Source organism: Sphingobacterium sp. UBA6317 (genome assembly GCF_002440385.1).
GTDB classification, from domain to species: domain Bacteria; phylum Bacteroidota; class Bacteroidia; order Sphingobacteriales; family Sphingobacteriaceae; genus Sphingobacterium; species Sphingobacterium multivorum.
This window is the reverse complement of sequence record NZ_DJTD01000046.1, coordinates 102,171-122,461: the sequence shown is the minus strand read 5'-3', so window position 1 is coordinate 122,461 and position 20,291 is coordinate 102,171. Positions and strand designations below refer to the sequence as shown.

At 39.2% G+C, this 20,291-nt stretch carries 16 protein-coding genes and 1 riboswitch; of the genes, 5 read left to right on the top strand and 11 right to left on the bottom strand.

The window, feature by feature from the left end; genetic code table 11:
• The 5 genes from B3E92_RS15535 to B3E92_RS15515 all read right to left on the bottom strand — a co-directional run.
• Window positions 1-233: protein O-mannosyl-transferase family (locus B3E92_RS15535; RefSeq protein WP_286897506.1), on the bottom strand; the 233-nt coding region annotated here is incomplete at its 3' end.
• Between the two features lie 243 nt (window positions 234-476).
• Complete coding sequence (locus B3E92_RS15530) at window positions 477-1,433, bottom strand: methylenetetrahydrofolate reductase (protein WP_286897504.1); 957 nt, start codon at window positions 1,431-1,433, stop codon at window positions 477-479.
• A gap of 70 nt (window positions 1,434-1,503) precedes the next feature.
• Window positions 1,504-1,606, bottom strand: a riboswitch (SAM riboswitch).
• 229 nt (window positions 1,607-1,835) lie between these two features.
• Window positions 1,836-2,687, bottom strand: a complete 852-nt coding sequence (locus tag B3E92_RS15525) for a hypothetical protein (protein WP_286897502.1) — start codon at window positions 2,685-2,687, stop codon at window positions 1,836-1,838.
• Between the two features lie 99 nt (window positions 2,688-2,786).
• A complete protein-coding gene (gene rimM / locus B3E92_RS15520; RefSeq protein WP_046673647.1) occupies window positions 2,787-3,311 on the bottom strand; it encodes a ribosome maturation factor RimM in 525 nt (174 codons plus the stop codon).
• A 119-nt stretch (window positions 3,312-3,430) separates the two neighbouring features.
• The gene (locus tag B3E92_RS15515; protein ID WP_070570321.1) at window positions 3,431-3,952 is read right to left on the bottom strand and encodes a 30S ribosomal protein S16; all 522 of its coding nucleotides are present in this window, start codon (window positions 3,950-3,952) and stop codon (window positions 3,431-3,433) included.
• A gap of 442 nt (window positions 3,953-4,394) precedes the next feature.
• Between B3E92_RS15515 and B3E92_RS15510 the strand changes: the two genes are divergently transcribed.
• Both B3E92_RS15510 and B3E92_RS15505 read left to right on the top strand, forming a co-directional pair.
• Complete coding sequence (locus B3E92_RS15510) at window positions 4,395-7,745, top strand: UvrD-helicase domain-containing protein (protein ID WP_070570323.1); 3,351 nt, start codon at window positions 4,395-4,397, stop codon at window positions 7,743-7,745.
• A 7-nt stretch (window positions 7,746-7,752) separates the two neighbouring features.
• Window positions 7,753-10,632: a PD-(D/E)XK nuclease family protein gene (locus B3E92_RS15505; protein WP_286897500.1), complete on the top strand. Its 2,880-nt coding sequence runs from the start codon at window positions 7,753-7,755 to the stop codon at window positions 10,630-10,632.
• A 108-nt stretch (window positions 10,633-10,740) separates the two neighbouring features.
• On the opposite strand, the gene B3E92_RS15500 is transcribed toward B3E92_RS15505, so the two are convergent.
• The 3 genes from B3E92_RS15500 to B3E92_RS15490 all read right to left on the bottom strand — a co-directional run bounded on the left by B3E92_RS15500 (window position 10,741) and on the right by B3E92_RS15490 (window position 13,789).
• Complete coding sequence (locus B3E92_RS15500; protein WP_046673643.1) at window positions 10,741-11,610, bottom strand: cupin-like domain-containing protein; 870 nt, start codon at window positions 11,608-11,610, stop codon at window positions 10,741-10,743.
• A gap of 422 nt (window positions 11,611-12,032) precedes the next feature.
• Window positions 12,033-12,803, bottom strand: a complete 771-nt coding sequence (locus B3E92_RS15495; RefSeq protein ID WP_046673642.1) for a uroporphyrinogen-III synthase — start codon at window positions 12,801-12,803, stop codon at window positions 12,033-12,035.
• An 11-nt stretch (window positions 12,804-12,814) separates the two neighbouring features.
• On the bottom strand, window positions 12,815-13,789 hold the full coding sequence (locus tag B3E92_RS15490; protein ID WP_286897498.1) for a DUF4271 domain-containing protein: 975 nt from the start codon (window positions 13,787-13,789) through the stop codon (window positions 12,815-12,817).
• 123 nt (window positions 13,790-13,912) lie between these two features.
• Here B3E92_RS15490 and B3E92_RS15485 point away from each other — a divergent pair, with 123 nt between their 5' ends.
• Both B3E92_RS15485 and B3E92_RS15480 read left to right on the top strand, forming a co-directional pair.
• On the top strand, window positions 13,913-14,476 hold the full coding sequence (locus B3E92_RS15485; RefSeq protein WP_046673739.1) for a DNA-3-methyladenine glycosylase I: 564 nt from the start codon (window positions 13,913-13,915) through the stop codon (window positions 14,474-14,476).
• Between the two features lie 102 nt (window positions 14,477-14,578).
• Window positions 14,579-15,076 carry a hypothetical protein gene (locus tag B3E92_RS15480; RefSeq protein WP_286897496.1) on the top strand — a complete coding sequence of 166 codons (498 nt, stop codon included), beginning with the start codon at window positions 14,579-14,581 and terminating at the stop codon, window positions 15,074-15,076.
• A gap of 44 nt (window positions 15,077-15,120) precedes the next feature.
• Here the strand turns inward: B3E92_RS15480 and hpt are convergent, their stop codons facing one another.
• Together hpt and B3E92_RS15470 are read right to left on the bottom strand one after the other, a co-directional pair.
• Window positions 15,121-15,660 carry a hypoxanthine phosphoribosyltransferase gene (gene hpt / locus B3E92_RS15475; RefSeq protein ID WP_046673639.1) on the bottom strand — a complete coding sequence of 180 codons (540 nt, stop codon included), beginning with the start codon at window positions 15,658-15,660 and terminating at the stop codon, window positions 15,121-15,123.
• Window positions 15,661-15,687: 27 nt separating this feature from the next.
• Window positions 15,688-17,862, bottom strand: a complete 2,175-nt coding sequence (locus tag B3E92_RS15470; RefSeq protein WP_046673638.1) for a transglycosylase domain-containing protein — start codon at window positions 17,860-17,862, stop codon at window positions 15,688-15,690.
• Between the two features lie 511 nt (window positions 17,863-18,373).
• Between B3E92_RS15470 and B3E92_RS15465 the strand changes: the two genes are divergently transcribed.
• Window positions 18,374-19,438, top strand: coding sequence for an Mrp/NBP35 family ATP-binding protein (locus B3E92_RS15465; protein WP_046673637.1), 1,065 nt, complete (start codon window positions 18,374-18,376; stop codon window positions 19,436-19,438).
• Between the two features lie 81 nt (window positions 19,439-19,519).
• Here B3E92_RS15465 and B3E92_RS15460 read toward each other — a convergent pair whose 3' ends face one another.
• The gene (locus B3E92_RS15460) at window positions 19,520-20,287 is read right to left on the bottom strand and encodes an exodeoxyribonuclease III (RefSeq protein WP_070561278.1); all 768 of its coding nucleotides are present in this window, start codon (window positions 20,285-20,287) and stop codon (window positions 19,520-19,522) included.
• Between the last annotated feature and the right edge of the window lie 4 nt (window positions 20,288-20,291).

Genomic DNA, 20,291 nt, shown 5'->3' with positions numbered 1-20,291 from the left:
ATCCAATAGGCGATCTGCCCCTTATTCCCTAAAGCGAGATTAGAAAATATATTCTGAATAATAAGAAACAATGGTGCTCCCGGTTGATGTGCCACCTCCAATTTATAGGCACAGGCTATAAATTCACCGCAATCCCACCAGCTTACCGTCTTTTCAACTGTAGCGATATATACACAGGTGGCAATTAGTCCGCAAGCAAAACCGAGTAGAGAATTTAATCTATTGTACGTCATAAGGTCAATTGGTCTATTGTTAAAATCCTTTTTAGCACTTTAAGTTAAAAAGTTATCCTGACTCCGACACACGAATTAACACTATTTAACACCAGTACCTGACTGTAAACAGGCTATTCAACACTGAATATAGAGATCGACCTAAACCACGCTGCCGAGACTTTCAACCTATTTCAGGCTTTCACAATGAATATTATCATAAAAAAGGGAGCTTATCTGCTCCCTTTTTTATCATTTTATGAGTTAGGCTAGTTTTTCAACAATCTTCTTTGTTGGACCAGGATTACTCATCGTATAAAAATGTAATACCGGAGCGCCAAATTTAATCAGCTCCTGACACTGTTGTACCAACCACTCTTCACCTACCTGTCTGACGTCGGCATTCGTTTTACATGCCGCGACAGCGTCACTCAGTTCCTCTGGAATATCTAAATGAAAAATTCTTGGCAAGGTCACCAATTGCTTTTTTGTTGTCAGTGGTTTTAATCCCGGAATAATGGGCACATGGATTCCATTGTCCCTACATTTTGTTACAAATTCCTTGTATTTTTCAACATTAAAGAACATCTGAGTCACAATAAACTCTGCTCCCATATCGACTTTTTGTTTCAGATATTTAAAGTCAGTATTGAAATTTGGAGATTCAAAATGCTTTTCGGGATACCCGGCTACTCCGATGCAAAAATCAGTCTTTTCCGACGTGATAATGTCTTCATGCAGATACTTTCCTTTATTCATATCGGTTACCTGTTCCAATAGGTCTGTAGCAAAAGCATGTCCACCATCGGTTGGTATAAAATCGGCATCGCCCTTACGTGCATCACCCCGCAACACCAAAACGTTATCTATCCCCAGGAAGTTCAAATCGATCAATGCATTTTCAGTTTCCTCTTTTGTAAACCCCCCACATATCAAATGTGGCACCGCATCCACTTTATATTTATTCATGATGGCCGCACATATCGCCACTGTCCCAGGACGTTTACGATAGGAAACACGTTCCAGTAATCCACTCGCATGCTCTTTATAGATATAATCTTCCCGATGGTAGGTGACGTCGATAAAAGGAGGTTTAAAATCCATCAGTTCATCCATGGTTTTAAATATACTTTGGATGCCCTGCCCTTTCGCCGGTGGCAATAGCTCAAAAGAAAACAATGTTTTTCCTTTGGCATTCTGGATATGATCGATAATCTTCATTAAAAAACTGTTTTTAGTTTGGTTGGCTTACATCGAAACGCACACGTCGAGGAATCGTTTATCTACATGTAACTTATCTTTCCCACATGGAGTAGGGTAGAATTTAGCACCTTGAACAATACAGGTTGCTAAGGCTTCAACGGGTCTATTCCCTCGGCCTTTCTCTATAAGCGTTGCTAATATCGTTTTAAAAAATCAAAAGACAAAAATATTTTTTCGAAAAGGCAAAAATAGCAGCAAAAAGACTTCAATAAACGATGTTTCAACGTCACTTTAGCTTTGTGTCCATGCAACGACAGGATTCTTCGCCCTACCAAGAGTTAAAGACCTAGAAAAACCAGTAGAATTAACGATCGAGGATCATAGACAGCGAAGAGATTGACTATGCCACAAGAACATTGGCTAAAGATTAGCTGCCAAAGAATTCCGTAAATTTTTGAGATAAAATGTGATCAATAAGAGTCCCCGAACATGGTACTCTTCTTTCGATCCATATTTAAATCCGTCAAATAAATAGTGATAGGCGACTAATGCCTCTTTTTCGTTGTAAAATAATTCCTTCCAAGAATCAGGAACATCTGCCCATGCCTTGAGCACAATGCCATTCTCGGCATAAATAATTGGTGATTCGACACCATCCATTCGAGAATCGTGATGGGTGCCAGAGCTTGATATGTGTTGGAAATAAGCGATAGAATAATCTACGAAATTCAAGGCCCTCGCTTTTATCTCCTTTTCACTTTCTGATTTTTCCGGAGCATTTCGCCATAAATTCACTTGGCTATCAAATTTACTGGGCGTTTCCCGGATAAGGGTTTTATCTAACACAAAGTTGATATAAAGTCTTTCACTAGTGGGTATACGTGCTGAGCTAAACTGTGAAAAATCACCTCTCAGCTGAACAAAATCTTTTTTTATTTTAACAATATCCAAAGCGACACTACCTTTTTTCTCATCCGTCAATTCTAATCTATCACCGTCAAATTTGTACTTACCAAAGAGTAAGATATCATCAATCGCCATGACAAACTGGTCCTTATCATGAAGCGAAAGAAAGGATCGGTATAGAATAGGATCATTACCATAGGTATCTGCCTCCACATTTTGGGGAGATTCTCTTTTTAATTTATGATACTCATCATTTGGATAGCCCAATATCATTTGGTAGTTACCTTCAGGAAACTCCTTTTTCTTCCCAAAGAAAGTACACGAAGACAATGAGAGTGTGAATAACAGCAGTAATAACGGTTTCAAAATCAATTAATAATTATGGCCAATAGTATAAGGACCAAGATAAGAAATTACTGCAATAGTAAGTATAGGATATTCAATTGAATAAGCTTGGGGATATGCCTATTCCTTATACAGATCGACCAATCCCTCAGGCAATTCAACTTCAATGATCTCCTCTTCGCCATCAATTCCTAAGATCAAATCGTCGGACAGCGGAAACATCAGTTCTTTGCCATCCATATCTACTGTGGCGACAAATTGTTGTGGGAATTCCTGAACATCTGTTATTTGCCCCAGTTCGCCATGGTTTTCATCGATCACTAAAAATCCGATTAAATCAGTATATCTAAAATCATCCGGGTCTCGCTCGGGCATTTTATCATTGGAAAGATATAGCTTTTTACGAACGAGTACCTGAGCCTTATCGATATGATCCACATCCTCAAATGTTACATAAGCAGTGCTATTTTTTTGAAATTTAATGGCATCAACAAAATAAGGAACAAGCTTTTTGTTCACTTCCACAAAGACAACATCGATATCCAAACTCTCGTATTCTTCGAATTCAAAAAACAGTTGTACTTCTCCTTTAAGACCTCTTGTTTTACTGATGTAACCGATGTAAAAGCATTGATCAATAGTCATATTTTTCTTATTTGGCGATTAGCTGTGAGACATGATTTGGCAAACGATTAGCCTATTGGCTGTTTCAAAAAAAGCCGGCTCAAGATTGAGTCGGCTTTCTCGAATACTTTATGAAAGAATTAACCTTCAGTTTCTTCTGATGCAGGAGCTTCAGTCTCTTCAGCAGCAGTTTCTTCTGCTACAGGAGCATTTTTAGCAGCAACAGCAGCAGCTTTTTCTTCTTTTTTCTTAGCTTCAGCCACTAAAGCAGCTTTTTTAGCTTCAGCTTTAGTTTGTGCTAAACCATCTTTTTTACCAGAGATTCTAGCTTCTTGAGCGTCAGTCCAAGCTGTAAATTTAGCTTCAGCAGCAGCTTCATCAAAAGCACCTTTTTTCACACCACCTTGCAAGTGTTTTTTGTAAAGAACACCTTTGTAAGAAAGGATAGCACGAGCAGTGTCAGTTGGTTGAGCACCTTTATTCATCCAATCCAAAGCTTTTTCAAAATCCAAAACGATAGTTGCTGGATTTGTGTTTGGGTTGTAAGAACCAATACGTTCGATGAATTTACCGTCACGTGGAGCGCGAGAATCCGCTACGACTACGTGGTAAAAAGGACGTCCTTTTTTACCGTGTCTTTGCAATCTGATTTTAGTTGCCATTTTTTAATTTTATTTTATGTATTCAACATATCCCCCGAGCTTCATACTAGAGGGGATGCAAAGATAGTTATTTTTTTTTAATCAGCGTTATAATTTAATAAAACTTCACTGAAAACGACAGGGTTAGCTTCTTTCAGTAACCACTTTCAGGTTAAACACGTCCTACGCACGTTAAGATTTTGCTCTTACCATACTGTAGGTGAAACAAGTCTTTCAAAAAATCAGTGTACAAAATAGCCCTTTTCTTCAAAACTTTCGTGACTTCGCAGATACCAACAGCAATGATAGCAAACTGAAAGTTTTTTCTAGCCAATAAAATAAGACACTTTCAAAAAAAAGCTATTTTACCAAATGTAAACAGGATGAACCGTTTGTGTACTTTCCCTTCGAAATAGTCACTGACATTTTTGCCAATTCACTTTTTACTTTCTACCTTCATTCTATGAAATCTGTTGCGCCATTAAAAATACTCAAAGCTTCGGCCGGTTCAGGAAAAACCTTTAGCTTAACTTTACACTATCTCACACTCCTACTATCCAACGAGAATAGCTATAAGGAGATTTTGGCGGTCACATTTACCAATAAGGCAACCGCTGAGATGAAGGAACGTATCCTTTCGGTACTCCATGGCTTGGCAACAGGCGATCGTAGCCCTAAAATTGAAGATTTCAGAAAGCTTCTTCTCGAGCAACAGCCAGATTGGAACCCGCATCTAATACAAGAGAAAGCTTACCGTGTCTACCGTCGTATCCTACATGACTATAGTCATTTTACCATAAGTACAATTGATGGTTTTTCCCAAAAAGTCATTCGTGCATTTACTTATGAACTCAATCTTGATGCAGCTTATAAGATTGAAATGAATGTCAATAAAGTGAAAAATGACTTAACAGTCATGCTTAATCAATTGCTGGATGAACGCCCCGACTTACTTGACTGGATTATAGCGTATGCGGAAAAGAAAATAGCAAAAAATGAAAATTGGAACTACCGCCAACAATTAATGAGTTTGGCAAGCCTTATTTTCTCTGAAAACTTCCAGGAATTTGACGGCTATATCAACTCTGCTAATCCCAAGGAGGTTTTTAATCTCCTGAATCAGGAGGTTGAACAGAAGATAAACTCCTTTACCGAAGCGCTCTCCATGACGATTGAAGCGTTTAGTGAAACGTTCAAAAATTTTAACATCTCCGAAAATGACCTGAAAGGCAAATCGCGCAACAAAATAATCTCCGCAAGCAAAACCAACAAAAAAACGGAAAAACTGAGCGCTTCTGAAATCGCCAAAGTATTGGAAAAATACCTCCAATTGATCGATAATGAGGATGCTTTTACAGATAGTGACAAAAATATACGTTATGATCTTATCGCCGCACTCAGCCCCATCCTGGCATCTTTCCAGAAGCTACATGATAATCTATCCGCTTACATTGCGTATCAAGCGGTACAAAATAATCTCTATTATCTACGCCTGCTCAAGGAAATGAGCGACTTACTGACGCAATGGCGACGGGACAATGGCGCTCAATTAATCTCTGACTCACAAATTCTATTAAACAAACTCGGATTGGATGAAAATAGCGATCCAACATTTATCTGGGAGAAGATTGGCAATCGTTTTAACTACTTTTTGTTTGACGAATTTCAGGACACTTCGCGTATTCAGTGGAAAAACTATAGTCCGCTTTTGATTAATGCATTGGCCGATGCCAAGGGCACAGTGAGCGAACACCTCATTGTTGGGGATGTCAAACAAAGTATCTATCGCTGGCGAAATGGTGATTGGCGAATTTTACTCCAACAGGTAGAACAACAGATTGGTCATACCTTTCACCTGGACGAGGATAGCAAAACAACCTTTATCGAAAACGGAAGCCTCGACACCAACTTTAGAAGTCTTCCAAATATCATTCATTTAAACAACTACCTCTTTAGTAGTATTCCCCAACATCTACAGCAGGTACTGAATGAAAAAGTATCCGAAAACCTCGATGAAGAAGGTAAACAGTGGTGGATTTCTGCCGGCAATGACAACATGTTGGTCAAAGCTTATGAAAACAGTCAACAAGAGGTCCCTGAGCATAAAAAAGGAAAACTTGACCAGTTAGGATCTATTGAAATCTCCTACATTCCTGTCACTGATGGACGCTATCGAAGAAATCAGGTTGTTGAAGAATCGCTCCTGCAGCTATGTCAAAAAATAGGCGACTGGATCGGCAGCGGTCGTTATCAGGCGCAGCAGATCGGTATCCTGGTACGGAGTAATGCGCAGGCTAAATTGGTGATCCAAAAGCTCATGGATTTCAAAAAAGAGCAACAGCTTACATTTGAAGTGATATCAGGCGATGCATTATCCCTAGCGAGCAATGATGCTGTAGGATTATTGATCGAAACGTTGAAGGCTTTAGTCTATAATTCGGACAAACATACCATCCATAAAGCAAAGATGGTCTATCTCTACCAGCATATTCAAAATAAGACAATCGATCAAAATGCATGGTTAAAATTTGCTAGCAATGACATCCGTACCCTGAAAGATTATCTCCCTGAGGCGCTGATTGACTCCTGGGAAATGGCACAGAAGCAGCCTTTAGTCCATTTAATTGAGAAACTTATTGAAATCTACGGTTTTACAACCAAAGACAATATCCACCTCCCCTACCTCCTAGCTTTCAAGGATATGATCTCAGCTTTCTCCACCAATGGCGAACGTGGCATTATACAGTTCCTGGAATTTTGGGAAGAGGATGGCAATCGAGCTGTGCTCCCTTCCAACGGAGAAATTGATGCGATCGAAGTAACGACAATCCACAAATCAAAAGGCCTGGCTTATGATGTTGTGATGATTCCATTCTGTTCGTGGGATCTTGACGGCATGATTAATGGCGATTTTTGGATCGAGACATCAGATACCCCTTTTGCCCAATTGGGAAAAATTCCAATAAAATATACTTCCACGGTCGGCAAATCAGTATTTTTCAAGCAATATTTTGAAGAGATGCTGTTCAACTACATGGATGCCCTCAATACATTGTATGTAGCAACAACACGTGCTGTTGAACACCTCTATATTACGGCACCTTCCTTCAAAGAATCTGTTGACAAGAAGACGGGCGAAATTACTGGTTATGATATCAAAGATGAATATATCAGCGATGTACTCTATCAGGTCTTAGAGACTTCAACATCCCCGTTTACACTGGAAGAAAGAGGCATATATATCGATCAGATAATCGAACGAAAAAAAAGTCAGGCTCAAAAAAACAATATTATTTCCCTTCGCCATTATCCCATTTCCAAAGAATTGGAAATGGCCTTAGAAAAATCCAGTACGCGCAACATCAACGATATTATGATGCTGGAGAAAGCCGCGCAGTACGGCATATTGGCCCACGATATTATGGCCCAAATTTCAAAGGAAGAAGATATCCACAAACTGGTACGCCAGCTGATTCAGGAAGGCATCCTCTCCAAGGAAGAAGAGCCTTTTCTCATGCAGGAAATCAATCAGATCTGGCAGCACCCCATGATCAATAAATGGCTCACAGGAAACTATAAAATCTGGAACGAAGCGAGCATCATTACCGCCAAAGGAGAGACCATTCGTCCTGATAAAGTCTTCACTTCCAAAGAGGAAACAATTGTACTGGATTTTAAATTCACACAGACAGATTATATCGGACACAAATATCAAGTCGACAATTATAAAAAGAATTTGGAGAACCTGGGCTACAGCAACGTTAAAGCCTATCTCTACTATGCGAAATCAAATCAATTAACTGAAGTAAAATAACAGCACGATGCAAACAGCCTTTCTAAAATTAGTAGCAGCAGACATTCAAAAGCGTTTTGGAAACGACCTGAGTGAAATAGCCATCGTGTTTAATAATAAACGGCCAATTACCTATCTCAAAAAACATCTTTCTGAAGTGTACGGACAGGCCATTTGGTCGCCACAGTTCTTTACGATCCAAGAGTTTCTTAGGCTTTCGACCGACGATACCGAAGCCAGTCCTTTAACCCAATTTTTCCACCTGTTTAATATTCATAATGAGTTATTGGTCGCTGAAGGCAAACTACCAGAAACGCTGGAAGAATTTTATCCGATTGCCGAAATTATATTGAGCGACTTCGGCCAACTGGATTACGACCTCGTCCCCATCGAGCAGATTTATTTAGAACTTTATGACAATACCAAAATCGACATCGCTTTCCAACATCTCACACAAGAGCAGCAAGGATTTATCCGTCAATTTTGGCAGTCTTTTTCTATTGCGGGGCATAGTGGAGTACAAGAGCGTTTTCTTCAACTTTGGAAAAGACTGCCCGTATTATATGATCGATTCAAAGAAAAGCTTAAAACAGAGGGCCAAACAAACTATCCGACAGTCTACCGTGATCTGGTTGAAGGTAAGGCTACGCATCAGCAGTTTGCATCTTCCTTCCAGCACATCCTTTTTGTCGGTTTCAATGCACTGAACAAGGCCGAAACAAAATTATTTAAACAATGGCAGGATGAAGGCCGTGCATTATTCTACTTTGATGCTGATGCCTATTACCTCGAAGACACGATGCAAGAGGCCGGCCTTTTTATTCGACGTAATATTTTTCAAACAGGTTTGGTCAACGCTTTAGGCGATAGCCCGAATATTATTGGCAATAGGACCTCAACCGTAAATCTATATGCCAGCACCGGAAAGATCAGCCAAACAAAATTGCTGTATGACATTCTCGAACGCAATAATAAAATGGAACAAACATCCGCCATTCTCCTAGCGGATGAAAACCTACTTGTCCCTTTGCTGCAAAGTCTACCCGAGGTCAAACCCAATATCACAACAGGATATCCCTTGACACAGTCTCCTATTTACGGAATACTAGACCTATGGCTGGAAGTCCATTTGGAGATATCCCAGTTCAAGAAACGGAAGATTCCTTATCAGATAATAGAAACCTTCATCAACCATCCGCTCAGTATGGTTTCTTTAGCCGACAAACTTCAGATTCAGAAGGAGATTGCCGATAAACAGCTCTTTGAGATCGCATTGGAGGAACTTCATATCAAAAGCTCTTTGCCTCAATTTTTTGTACCGATTGACAATTCAGCCTATTTGATACCCTCGCTCATCCTGCTCGTTGATGATCTGCTGCACAGTATTTCTTCTCAGGAGCGTATCCGCCAAATTGACAACAACCTTCTGATTGAAACAAAGAAAACATTGAATCAGCTGCTATTGGGCTTTGAAACTGTTGCTCCATTAAGTATCAGCTTCCAAATCGGCTTGATTAAAAAAGCCATCGCCCCAATAAATTCGGCCATAGAAGGTGATCCCCTAGAAGGTATTCAGATAATGGGGCTCTTGGAAAGTCGTTGTTTAAATTTTGACAACGTCTATATTCTAGGAGCAAATGAAGGCATTCTACCCAAAACGTCAAACTCACCTACTTTTATTCCTAACAGCCTAAGAAGTGCTTATGGGCTTCCCATATTAGAAAATCAGGATGCCTTGTCGGCCTATTTATTTTATCGCCATTTTCAATACAGTGAAGGAATACATATTTTCTACAATGGCTTGGTTGACGAAAGTTCTACTGGCGAAGAAAGTCGCTTTATCAAACAGCTGGAGTTTGAAAGTAAATTTAGATTTGACCGAAAAATTCAGCAACAGACCATTCAATTTGCGGATAAAGCCCAAGAAATTGTTATTGAGAAGCGTGGCGAGGTTTGGGAAAAGATGTACCAGAACTTTATCGTCAACCAGAAACGGATATCTGCAACGGCACTGACGACTTATCTGCAGTCCCCGTTGCAATTTTTTCTAAAACATATTGCCGGCATTAAAGAGCCCCCTTCCATCTCTCAGGAATTTGAGATGAATAAACTGGGAACTGTCATCCACAATGTGATGGAGAAGATATTCCTACCGTTCAAAGGACAACAGGACTTTACGCCCACAAGTGTTTTGCAGAAGCAGTTCGACAAGGTAGAGGCACAGGTGATCCGTGAAATAGGCCTGCAATATCAGATCGAATTAAAGGCAACAAATGATTTAAACAGCTTGCAGCGGATCATGCTGAAAATTGCCTGCGAGTATGTCAAGATGTATCTCGAATATGACATCAACAACTACAAAGCATTTCGGATTATTGAACTCGAGAACGACAACGATTATGTACTGCCCTTTCCTATTCAGATCAATGGAGAAGAACAACAGGTCACACTTTACGGTATTATTGACCGGGTAGACGAGGTCGTAACACACGACGATCGTATTATCAGTAGAATTGTCGATTACAAAACAGGTGGTGATTCGATCATGTTTAAAGGAATTGATCAGGTATTTGCGCCAAACACCGAAAATAAGGCGATGGTCCAAACCCTATTTTATGCCTATGTATTCGAACAGAAGACAGGAAGAAAACAACTTGAACCCCATCTCTATGTTGCGCGTAAAATGCGGGAAGAGGGCACATTATTCAGTGGTAAAGAAGGGGTATTGACCGATGAATTCCTTGCTTTCCAGAAAGAGAATTTTGTCGAATTCTTGCGGGATACTCTTCAGGAAATCTTTAATCCGGCTATTCCATTTCGACATAATCCGGACACGGTAGTTTATCCAAGCGACCCTTATACACTATTCTACCGGGAAGCGAGTAAATGGGCTGATGCAGAAGAATAAGTACAACAAAGGCTTTTTAATTAGGAGAGATAAAACTAAATGCGGTACATCAGTGGTACATAAATTGTATTTAAAAACAAAAGGGGAATTTACATTCCCCTTTCTATTTTAACGTTTGTTTCTTTTGATTGCATTATTGGCTCGGCGTTTCGCCGTTTTGATTTTGTAGTGGAACCAATGGTCTTTGAAGATCTTTCGCATGGTATTGTCAAAATGTCTCGTGATAAACAGATTACGCGCCCCCTTCAACTTTTCACTGATCGAATTTGCTAATGCCCTAACAGAAATCGAATAGCCCTCTGTCTCATATTGAATGTAATGCCACCAGCCTGCTGGCATATATAAGGTTTCGCCAGGATGAATGACCGCTTCATAACCTTCTAGGTACTTAATCCCGGGATATTCCTCTTCACTACTATATTTTGGGTTGGCAATACTATGAAAATTGTAGGGCAATTTGTACATCAAATCAGATTGATCATTCGGAAAAAGCCAAATACGTTTTAATCCTTGAAATTGAGAGATAAATACGTGTGACATATCAATATCGAAATGATTACGGGTACTTGACCCCTCTCCACCAAAGAACATAAATGGCAACCATTGCAAGACCTTACCTCCTGTGACATCATTATAAATAACATCGTTTTTCAGTTCAGGACGTATTTTCAGTAGATTGAACAAAAACAACCGTAACTCAGTAGGTTCTTTTGTGATCAGATCCAAATACTCTGCAAATGTCATATGGCCAACAGGAGCACTGGCAGCACGGTCCATTGATTCCTCCTCTTTTCCATAGACATCTATTTTTATATCTCCTGCGATTTCCTTAAAGTAATCATAACTCCATTTCTTCCATGCTGGACTTTCTGCACTGATAAAATCTGATATAATTACAGGAAAACCTGGTTTCAGATAATTCTTTAAGAAGTCCTCTGATTGAATGCCCGAAATTTTATCAACTTGCTTTAACTTCACGACTGACTAATTTTGCTTAATTACAAACATAAAAAAAATATTTCTATCAAATTTTAAAAATATTGCCTATGCTTTATTTTTAATTGGAACAAATTACTCCTAGCAATTTAATAGAAATATATTTAAAATCTCCATGACCTTCGTCACTTTTATTACATTTTAACATCATCGATTCGACTCGCAACCATTTCTACCCCCTTAAGATAAACATATTATTCATCTATCTTTTACAAGAGGAACATACCACAGCTATTGATCATCTGCCGATACGTAAAATTGTCGTCGTACCGACATCGATTCGGAATGATAAAACGCCCTTCCCCATAGAAGTCTTTAGCGATTTTGTGGTCCTTAAAATTGCATAAATAACAAAAAAAGGGTCTTAAGAACCCTTTTTTTGTTATTTACCTTATGTTAGGCTACTACTTATTTACCTTTTTGATATATTCTTCGACAGCCATCGTCATACTTGGCGCTTTTGGTGTTGGAGCAGGGATATCTAAAATTAATCCGTGATCTAAAAGAGCCTGTTGCGTAGAAGCGCCAAATGCTGCAATCCTTGTATTATTCTGCTTAAAATCAGGGAAGTTATCATATAAGGACTGTACACTTGAAGGACTAAAGAACACGATAACATCGTAGAAAACATCTTTCAAATCCGTCAAATCGCTTACCACAGTTCTAAAAAGCACAGCTGGTGTAAATTTATAGCCGTTTTGTAGTAACCAATTACTTGTTTCCTCATTAGCAACATCCGAACAAGGGAACAAAAAATTCTCCCCTTTGTGTTTTTTCAATACCTCTTCAAGGTCTTTCGCGGTCTGTTTACCAAAGAAAATCTTCCGTTTTCTATATTGAATATACTTCTGAAGATAAAGGGCAATCGTCTCTGAAATACAGAAATATTTCATTTCTGCAGACACTTCAAACCGCATCTCTTCGCAAATTCTAAAATAATGATCTACAGCATTTCTACTCGTAAATATTACGGCAGAATAATCTGCTAAATTAACCTTATCCCTACGCACATCTTTGGCAGGAACTCCTTCTACGTGTATAAAACCTCGAAAATCTAATTTTAACCCGTATTTCTTTGCTAAATCATAATAAGGGGACTTATCGTTTTCAGGTTTTGGTAAAGTCACCAGTACACTTTTTACCTTCTTTGCTCTTTCTACGTCTGAAGTTTGCATATTAACCAGTTTTAGCTCAATAATCTTAACAGTATTAATATTGGTGCTATTTCTAGGCAACAAAGGTACAAAATTAAATAGGAAATTGAAAATTTATACATGGACATAATATGAGTCGCTGTCTTAAGAAATCGATAGAAAAAGAGTAAGGCCGCTCCAACGATGGCCAAATGCAGCACCACACCCACCGATGTCAACGGCACAAGACTCAAAATTAATAATACAGGAAGCATTAAAAAAAGTGTATTGAAATAAATCAGATACAGCACGGTCACATATTCTTTTACCAACTTTCTGATTTGAAACACAAAGGATAAGAACCGAATAAACCCTATTTTTAGTGCAAACAAAGCGCCAACCATTCCCACAGTCTTCATATAATTGGGAAAAGTAATAAAATCAAATCTATTTAATTCATACGCATAAAATAGACTTACAAATAAGCCTATTGCCCCAGAGAATAATATAAACAGAAAAATAAATGGCCAAGATGTCAGGATCGTATCCTCCTTACTTACTGATAGTAAGACCCGATCGTCCCAATAGCCCTGAAAAACCAATTTGATATCTGACGGGAAGAATACCCGAATCATCCCAACACCAAAAATTAATGCGAGAACTGTAAATAAAATCCAATTTTCACGATGAGCCTTGAGCGTGCCATATTGCCGATCCAAATTGCTATTTCTTAATTCACCCTGAAAATACTGCTGTACATCAAAATTATAAATGTTATGAACCTTCAGCCCTTCCCCGTTTACGGTTACGATCCGATATTGATTCTGTAACGCAGGGTTCAAAGATGCCAAGACTTTCTGGTTTGGCGATTCAACAGAATCTTTTACTACATTTAGACTATCAGCCTTAACTGTGCTGCTGTTTTGTACAACCGCCCGAAAAGTTCGCCGCTGCGCATTCAATCCCGTAAAGGAAAATAGCAGAAGCACTACAAATAGAAGATGATATTTGAAGATAGTTACGCTCATTAAAATGAATTGTCTCTTAACGGCAATGAAATACTCATGAACCGTCTCTATTCGAAACTCTTTAATTTTGGTCGTAAAGTTAGGATAAAAAGTTATATTGCATTCAAAAAATCTTCAGAGAACATGTACAAAGAAATCATACGTTGTCAATGGTGCGGTTCTGATCCGCAATATGTAGACTATCACGATAAAGAATGGGGGCGACAAGTCCGCGATGACAAAACTTTATTTGAATTTTTGATCCTTGAGTCTGCACAAGCTGGCTTAAGCTGGATCACAATTCTTCGTCGAAGAGCAGCATACCAAGAAGCTTTTGCCAACTTTGATGTTGATCAAGTCGCGGCCTATACCAATGAACATGTTGCGAGGCTTTTGAGCGATTCGGGAATCATCAAACACAGGAATAAAATTGAATCCACCATTACCAATGCGCAACATTTCAAGAAAATCCAAGCAGAATATGGTAGCTTCTATGACTACTTATACAGCTTTTTACCTGAAAAACAACCGATTGTAAACCACTGGAGCAGTTTGCAACAGGTACCTGCAACGACAGTTATTTCTGATAAGATAGCAAAAGACATGAAGAAAAGAGGGTTCAAATTTTTCGGCTCTACCATTTGTTATGCGTATATGCAGGCCGTTGGAATGGTGAACGACCATATCGAAACCTGTTCGTTTAAATAGGCTAGCCAGTAAAATGCGCATCGATTTCGCAAATCAATTTGAAAGAATCAAAACAAGTGCTCTACCCCATAAAACGAACCTTTAAGAACAGGAATGCCAGCTATGAATCAAATCGACCTAACACAAAACCAATTGGTATTAAAAGAAAACAAGGGACCGCTAGTTGCCAGAATATTCATCTATTTACTGACCATAATGACGATAATTCTCCCATTAGGCAGCTTCATTGCCAATGTTCTCAATGACGGGGTAACACTTATGAGTGTTGTCTTCTATGGTATATTCGGATTAATAGCATGGTATACGATCCGGGTTTCACTATGGAATACCTATGGCACTGAAATTATTCATTTTCAAAAAAACAAATTTAATTACGCAGCTAACTACCAATGGTTTAAAGGAAGTCTAAAAGAATTTGATTTTGAAAAGATAGACTTTACAATACAAAAAGCGGGCTATGAAGAAGATCATAAAGGTGTCTTGGTCATTAAATTTGATGAAAAGGAAATGTTTGAAACTGTCTCTAAATTCCCCTTGTCTGATCTGGAAATTTTGCTCATCAATCTGAAAGCATTATACAGCGATCAAACGCTTGAATAGAGCGAAATTCTACCATTAAAATCTAACGATCACTTGATAGCACATTAGATTGCTACGTTTTTATAAATATCGGGGAGATTCCGACAAAGACCATTAAAGTCCATACCATACCCAACTACAAATTCCTTACTTATTTCAAAGCCAACATAAGTTAATTCCTCAAAATGATACTGCAGTGCCTCAGGTTTAACCAAAAGTGCGCAAGCAATCACACTGGCTGGATTTAATTTTTTTACAGCATCCAAGGTGTATTTGAGTGAATGCCCGGAGTCGACAATATCTTCTACAATAATCACATCCCGGCCTTCAAGGTCGATACCAAGGCCTAAAAGCTCGTTTAATTCAGATTGTCCCGTTCCAATATAAGATGCCAACTTAATAAAGGACATCTCACAAGGAACATCAATTTGCTTAAGCAAATCTGCCATAAACATAAAACATCCATTCAAGACACCTATAAAAACAGGCAGTTTGTGTTCATAACGCCGGCTTATATCAATCCCCATTAGGCGCACTCGCTTCTGAATTTGTTCTTCTTCAAATAAAGGTTCGAAAAGCAATCCGTCAATTTCTATCTTTTTCATGTTAATGTCCTTCTTTCGCCACAAACACTATTTGTGTGCGTCGTTTTGTTTTTCTTCTTTTTTACGTCCCAATATCTTGTCAAATAGCGATCGTTTTGGTTTCTCTGGTTCAGTCGCCTCCTCATCTTTCTTTTCCGTTAGATCCATTTGTTTTAGCTTCTTTGGAACAGATACACTTTCAAGATTATCGGCAGGAGAGCTACTTTCGAGACGATCGAACAACAATGGATCATCTCCCATATCAAATACATCAACCGAATCTACCACAGCTGGTCGAGCTGCCCGCAGATGCGGTTGCAGAACAACTTCATAAAAACCATAATTTGAAGTTGTTGAATCCACACTAATCTGCCCTGTTTTGGTCATAATATGGCCATAGGTATTAAAATAGCGCAACATATTCCCTTTCAGGTGCCCTGTCCAATCAAAAAAGTTGAGTCCTTTTTTAGGTCGTGGAACGATACTGGACAAAAATATACTCTCTCCAAGCCCCAACTGTGCCGGTGTTTTTCCAAAATAATAACGCGCAGCTTCGGTGATACCATATACATTATTCCCCCATTCGATGACATTCAGGTAAACCTCGTACATGCGTTGTTTGCTGACTTGCTGTGAACGCTCCATCAGCCATACCAGCAAAATTTCTTCCAGCTTCCGCACAACGGTCTTATTCCGATTTAGAAAAACATTTTTTACCAGTTGCATAGATATCGTACTCGCCCCGCGCTTAAACCCTTTTTCCTTGATATTTGTAGCAATGGAGAGCTTAAAAGCCTTCTCCTCAAAGCCCTTGTGTTTAAAGAAAAAGGGGTCTTCTGTATTGATCAAACTAATCTGCATATAACGGGATATTTGATCTAGCGGTGTAAAATTAGGGTTTTGAGGCCCCACCACAATCTCCCGCATCGGCTTACCATCTTCGTAAGCTGTATACGTGAAAGGCGTATTTAGCATCGCAATATCAGCCTCTCCCCATTTAACGACTTTTAAATCCCTATCATCCATTTTGGAAGAGAAAAGAAGCTTTTCGGGCTTTTTTATTTCGAGCGCAAAGTTTAGATCGTATTGAATGTGCCCCTCCACCTGAATACCGTCTAAACCTGGAAATAGTCCAACTGGCATGGCATCAAAAAAGTGCTGAGCCTCGATCTTATCTGTGTGAATAGCGAAGAAGAGCTCTTTCTCCGGCTTGTGCACATACTTGACATAAGGGGAAAACACAAAATCTTTGACCTGTACGGTACTTTCTTTACTCACTTCAATCGATGATGCTCCAATATTCAATGCCCCCTGCATGATGGCTTCAGGAAAGATGACATCTTTACTAGAAATACGCCAGTGATTTACTTTCAAATTTTTAAAGCCCCATTGCCCATGCAATTCCAGCAATTCCTTATTCCTCCTGTGCGCCTTGTCCAGTCGGAAGGATATTTCATCAAAACTTACTGCAAGACCAAATTTGCGTTGCAACAAGGGAAGATTGACCTCCTTTTTATCAGAAAAAAGGCGAAGGTCACATTCTTGATTATCCGAATCTATTGTTCCAGTCAGATTCCAGGCCGCTTCATGGTCGTTTAGCAGGAACTTCGTTTCCATATCTCCACCGTCGATCACCGCAGAGGGAATGACAATGCGCTGTGAAGTGCTGTCATCGCGATAGGAAAGCTCAAGATTCTTGAGATCAAGATCATTTGGAACCTTAAAAAACACATTTTTCAACAATCGATCTGCTAAAGCTGCCAGATTCTGTTTTGGATTATCATTTTCTACGGTATCTTTTTTCTGTTTCTTGAATAAGAAATCGTAGTTACTGACCGAGTCTTTTTTAACAAGAGAAACGGTCCCATTATCCAAAATAACCTGCCCCAATTTTACGTCTCCGAATAGCAAAGGCCACAATTTTACAGATACCGTAAGATCATTGATTTGTGCCAATTGATCGCGATGTCTGGGCAACAATTGTATATTCTTAAACTGTACTGCACTAATTCCCTGGAAGGCATAATATTGGATCTTCAATTCCATATCATACTTTTCAAGCAACTTTGCTTTCGCTTTGTTGATTGCTCCCATGAGCATGGCATCTCTTTTCTGATAAGCATAGGTACCAACTGCAATAGCCAAAACCAGCATAGCAGCTAGCGCAATATAAAGCCATCGCCACTTGCGGGACTTAAAAGATGTTATAAATCGATTGGACATAATTATTACTTAATGCAAATTCGTGCATATCAACAGTCAAACTTAGATAAATTAGCTTTTATATGCAATTTAATTGCGTGGCATATATACGTAATTTATCGATCTCTCCTCTGCCTATTGAGGAATTTATTTATTGAGGAATTATACAAGAAGTTTTTCTAAGCACACATAGACGGATAAAAATGATAAAAGCCATTCCGACCAATGGCATGACAACTTCCAATAAGCTTATTTTCTAGCAGGAATTTACAACTTATTTTATAGGGATTTAAAACGGGTTTTATAGGGGTTCATCCGAATGAAGTCCGAATGAGATCCTTATCAGGTCCCTATTAGGTCCGTTAAAAAAAAGGAATATTCACTTCATGTTTTGAACCTGAACTATGGAAGATTAATGTCCCATCCCTTTTGGTGTAATACAGCTTTCTAAATCCCATTAAAAACAAAGAAATGACATGAAATTGATCTGCAATGAGTAGTTTTGTAATCCGTGATTACAAATGAATAACAGATGGTTACCAAAGAACAAGTATTAAATGCATTATCCTATGTTGAAGAGCCTGATTTGAAAAAGGATCTTGTAACATTGAATATGATTCAAAATATCGAAATCGAAGGCCAAAAAATTTCTTTCGATGTCATTTTAACTACGCCAGCTTGCCCGCTTAAAGACCATATTGAGCATGCTTGTCGAAACGCTATAGCCCATTTCATCGACAAAAATCTCGAAGTTCAGATCAATATGACTTCCAATGTGATTGGGAAGCAAGGTGCACAAGTGTCGGGTATTAAAAATATCATTTTGGTATCTTCAGGCAAAGGTGGAGTTGGTAAATCTACGGTTGCCGCCAATCTAGCTCTTGCTCTCCATGCCAAAGGTGCTAAAACAGGACTTTTAGATGCCGATATCTATGGACCATCGCTTCCGATTATGTTTGGATTGGAAGGCGCTAAGCCAGGTTCGGTAGAAATGCCAGACGGACAGGTTAAAATTGAACCGCTTGAAAAATTTGGGCTGAAATTACTTTCAATAGGATTTTTCACCGATCCAAACCAACCTATTCCATGGCGTGGTCCAATGACCACCTCCGCAATCAAGCAGCTTTTTAACGATGCGCACTGGGGCGAACTGGATTACTTGGTCGTTGATATGCCTCCAGGCACTGGTGACATCCATATCACCGTATCGCAGACATTCCCTATTGCCGGAGCTGTGATTGTCACTACGCCGCAGCACGTTGCCCTGGCCGACGCCGTCAAAGGAATTGGAATGTTCTTAATGGATAGCATCAATATTCCATTATTGGGTGTCGTGGAAAATATGGCCTATTTTACCCCGGCTGAGCTGCCAGAGAATAAATACTATATTTTTGGTAAAGACGGTGGAAAACGTTTGGCAGAAGAATATAAAGTTCCTTTCCTTGGTGAAATCCCTTTATTAAAAGGCATTTCTGATGCTGGAGATAATGGTTTCCCAGTTGCCATAGATACCGAAGACCCTGTAACGAAATCATTTTTAACGATTGCAGAGAAAGTTGCCCAGCAACTTTCCATTATCCATAGCCAGGGGAAATAATTAGTTAATAATGTCCCTCGTGCTTCACAAAAAAAAGGCTTTCATGCATATGAAAGCCTTTTTTTGTGAGATGCCATCTAATTAGACGGCAAGCTCCAACAATACCGGGCAATGATCGGAATGGACAGCATCTGGCATTATGCTGGACGATTTGATTTTCTCTGCCAGAGGTTTTGAAACCATATTATAATCAATACGCCAACCTAGGTTTTTCGCACGTGCTCCAGCACGGTAACTCCACCAACTGTAATGGTGCGGATCCGGATTTAAATGGCGAAAAGAGTCGATATAGCCCGAATTAATAAAATTCTCCATCCATTCGCGCTCCTCTGGAAGAAATCCCGAAGAATTTGCATTTGATTTTGGATTGTGAATATCAATAGCACGGTGACAAATATTATAATCACCACAAACGACCAAATTCGGTTTTTCGACCAAAAGCTTATCGCTATATAACTGAAAATCCGCCAGAAAACGGTATTTAAAATCCTGTCGCACGTCTCCTGTCGTACCTGATGGAAAATAAGTACTCATCACGGAAACCTGATCAAAATCAGCACGGATAATACGTCCTTCAAAATCATAATCTTCATGGCCGCAACCATACTCAATATGCTTAGGTGTGATACGCGTAAACAAGGCGACTCCGCTATAGCCTTTTTTTTGAGCGGGATACCAGTAATGCTCATAGCCCATCTGTTCCAACAAAGCAATTTCAGGAATTTGATCCGGTGTAGCTTTAATCTCCTGAAGACAGATGACATCTGCATTTACAGTTTTCAACCAGCCTAACCAATCTTTCTTCAAGGCTGCACGTAAACCATTCACATTATAGGTTACTATTTTCATTTTT

Coding starts and splice junctions, on each gene's coding strand:
- B3E92_RS15530 (WP_286897504.1), bottom strand. CDS start 1,433: ATGAAGATTATCGATCATATCCAGAATGCCAAAGGAAAAACATTGTTT.
- rimM (WP_046673647.1), bottom strand. CDS start 3,311: ATGACTATTGATCAATGCTTTTACATCGGTTACATCAGTAAAACAAGA.
- B3E92_RS15515 (WP_070570321.1), bottom strand. CDS start 3,952: ATGGCAACTAAAATCAGATTGCAAAGACACGGTAAAAAAGGACGTCCT.
- B3E92_RS15510 (WP_070570323.1), top strand. CDS start 4,395: ATGAAATCTGTTGCGCCATTAAAAATACTCAAAGCTTCGGCCGGTTCA.
- B3E92_RS15505 (WP_286897500.1), top strand. CDS start 7,753: ATGCAAACAGCCTTTCTAAAATTAGTAGCAGCAGACATTCAAAAGCGT.
- B3E92_RS15495 (WP_046673642.1), bottom strand. CDS start 12,803: ATGCAAACTTCAGACGTAGAAAGAGCAAAGAAGGTAAAAAGTGTACTG.
- B3E92_RS15490 (WP_286897498.1), bottom strand. CDS start 13,789: ATGAGCGTAACTATCTTCAAATATCATCTTCTATTTGTAGTGCTTCTG.
- B3E92_RS15485 (WP_046673739.1), top strand. CDS start 13,913: ATGTACAAAGAAATCATACGTTGTCAATGGTGCGGTTCTGATCCGCAA.
- B3E92_RS15480 (WP_286897496.1), top strand. CDS start 14,579: ATGAATCAAATCGACCTAACACAAAACCAATTGGTATTAAAAGAAAAC.
- hpt (WP_046673639.1), bottom strand. CDS start 15,660: ATGAAAAAGATAGAAATTGACGGATTGCTTTTCGAACCTTTATTTGAA.
- B3E92_RS15470 (WP_046673638.1), bottom strand. CDS start 17,862: ATGTCCAATCGATTTATAACATCTTTTAAGTCCCGCAAGTGGCGATGG.
- B3E92_RS15465 (WP_046673637.1), top strand. CDS start 18,374: ATGGTTACCAAAGAACAAGTATTAAATGCATTATCCTATGTTGAAGAG.
- B3E92_RS15460 (WP_070561278.1), bottom strand. CDS start 20,287: ATGAAAATAGTAACCTATAATGTGAATGGTTTACGTGCAGCCTTGAAG.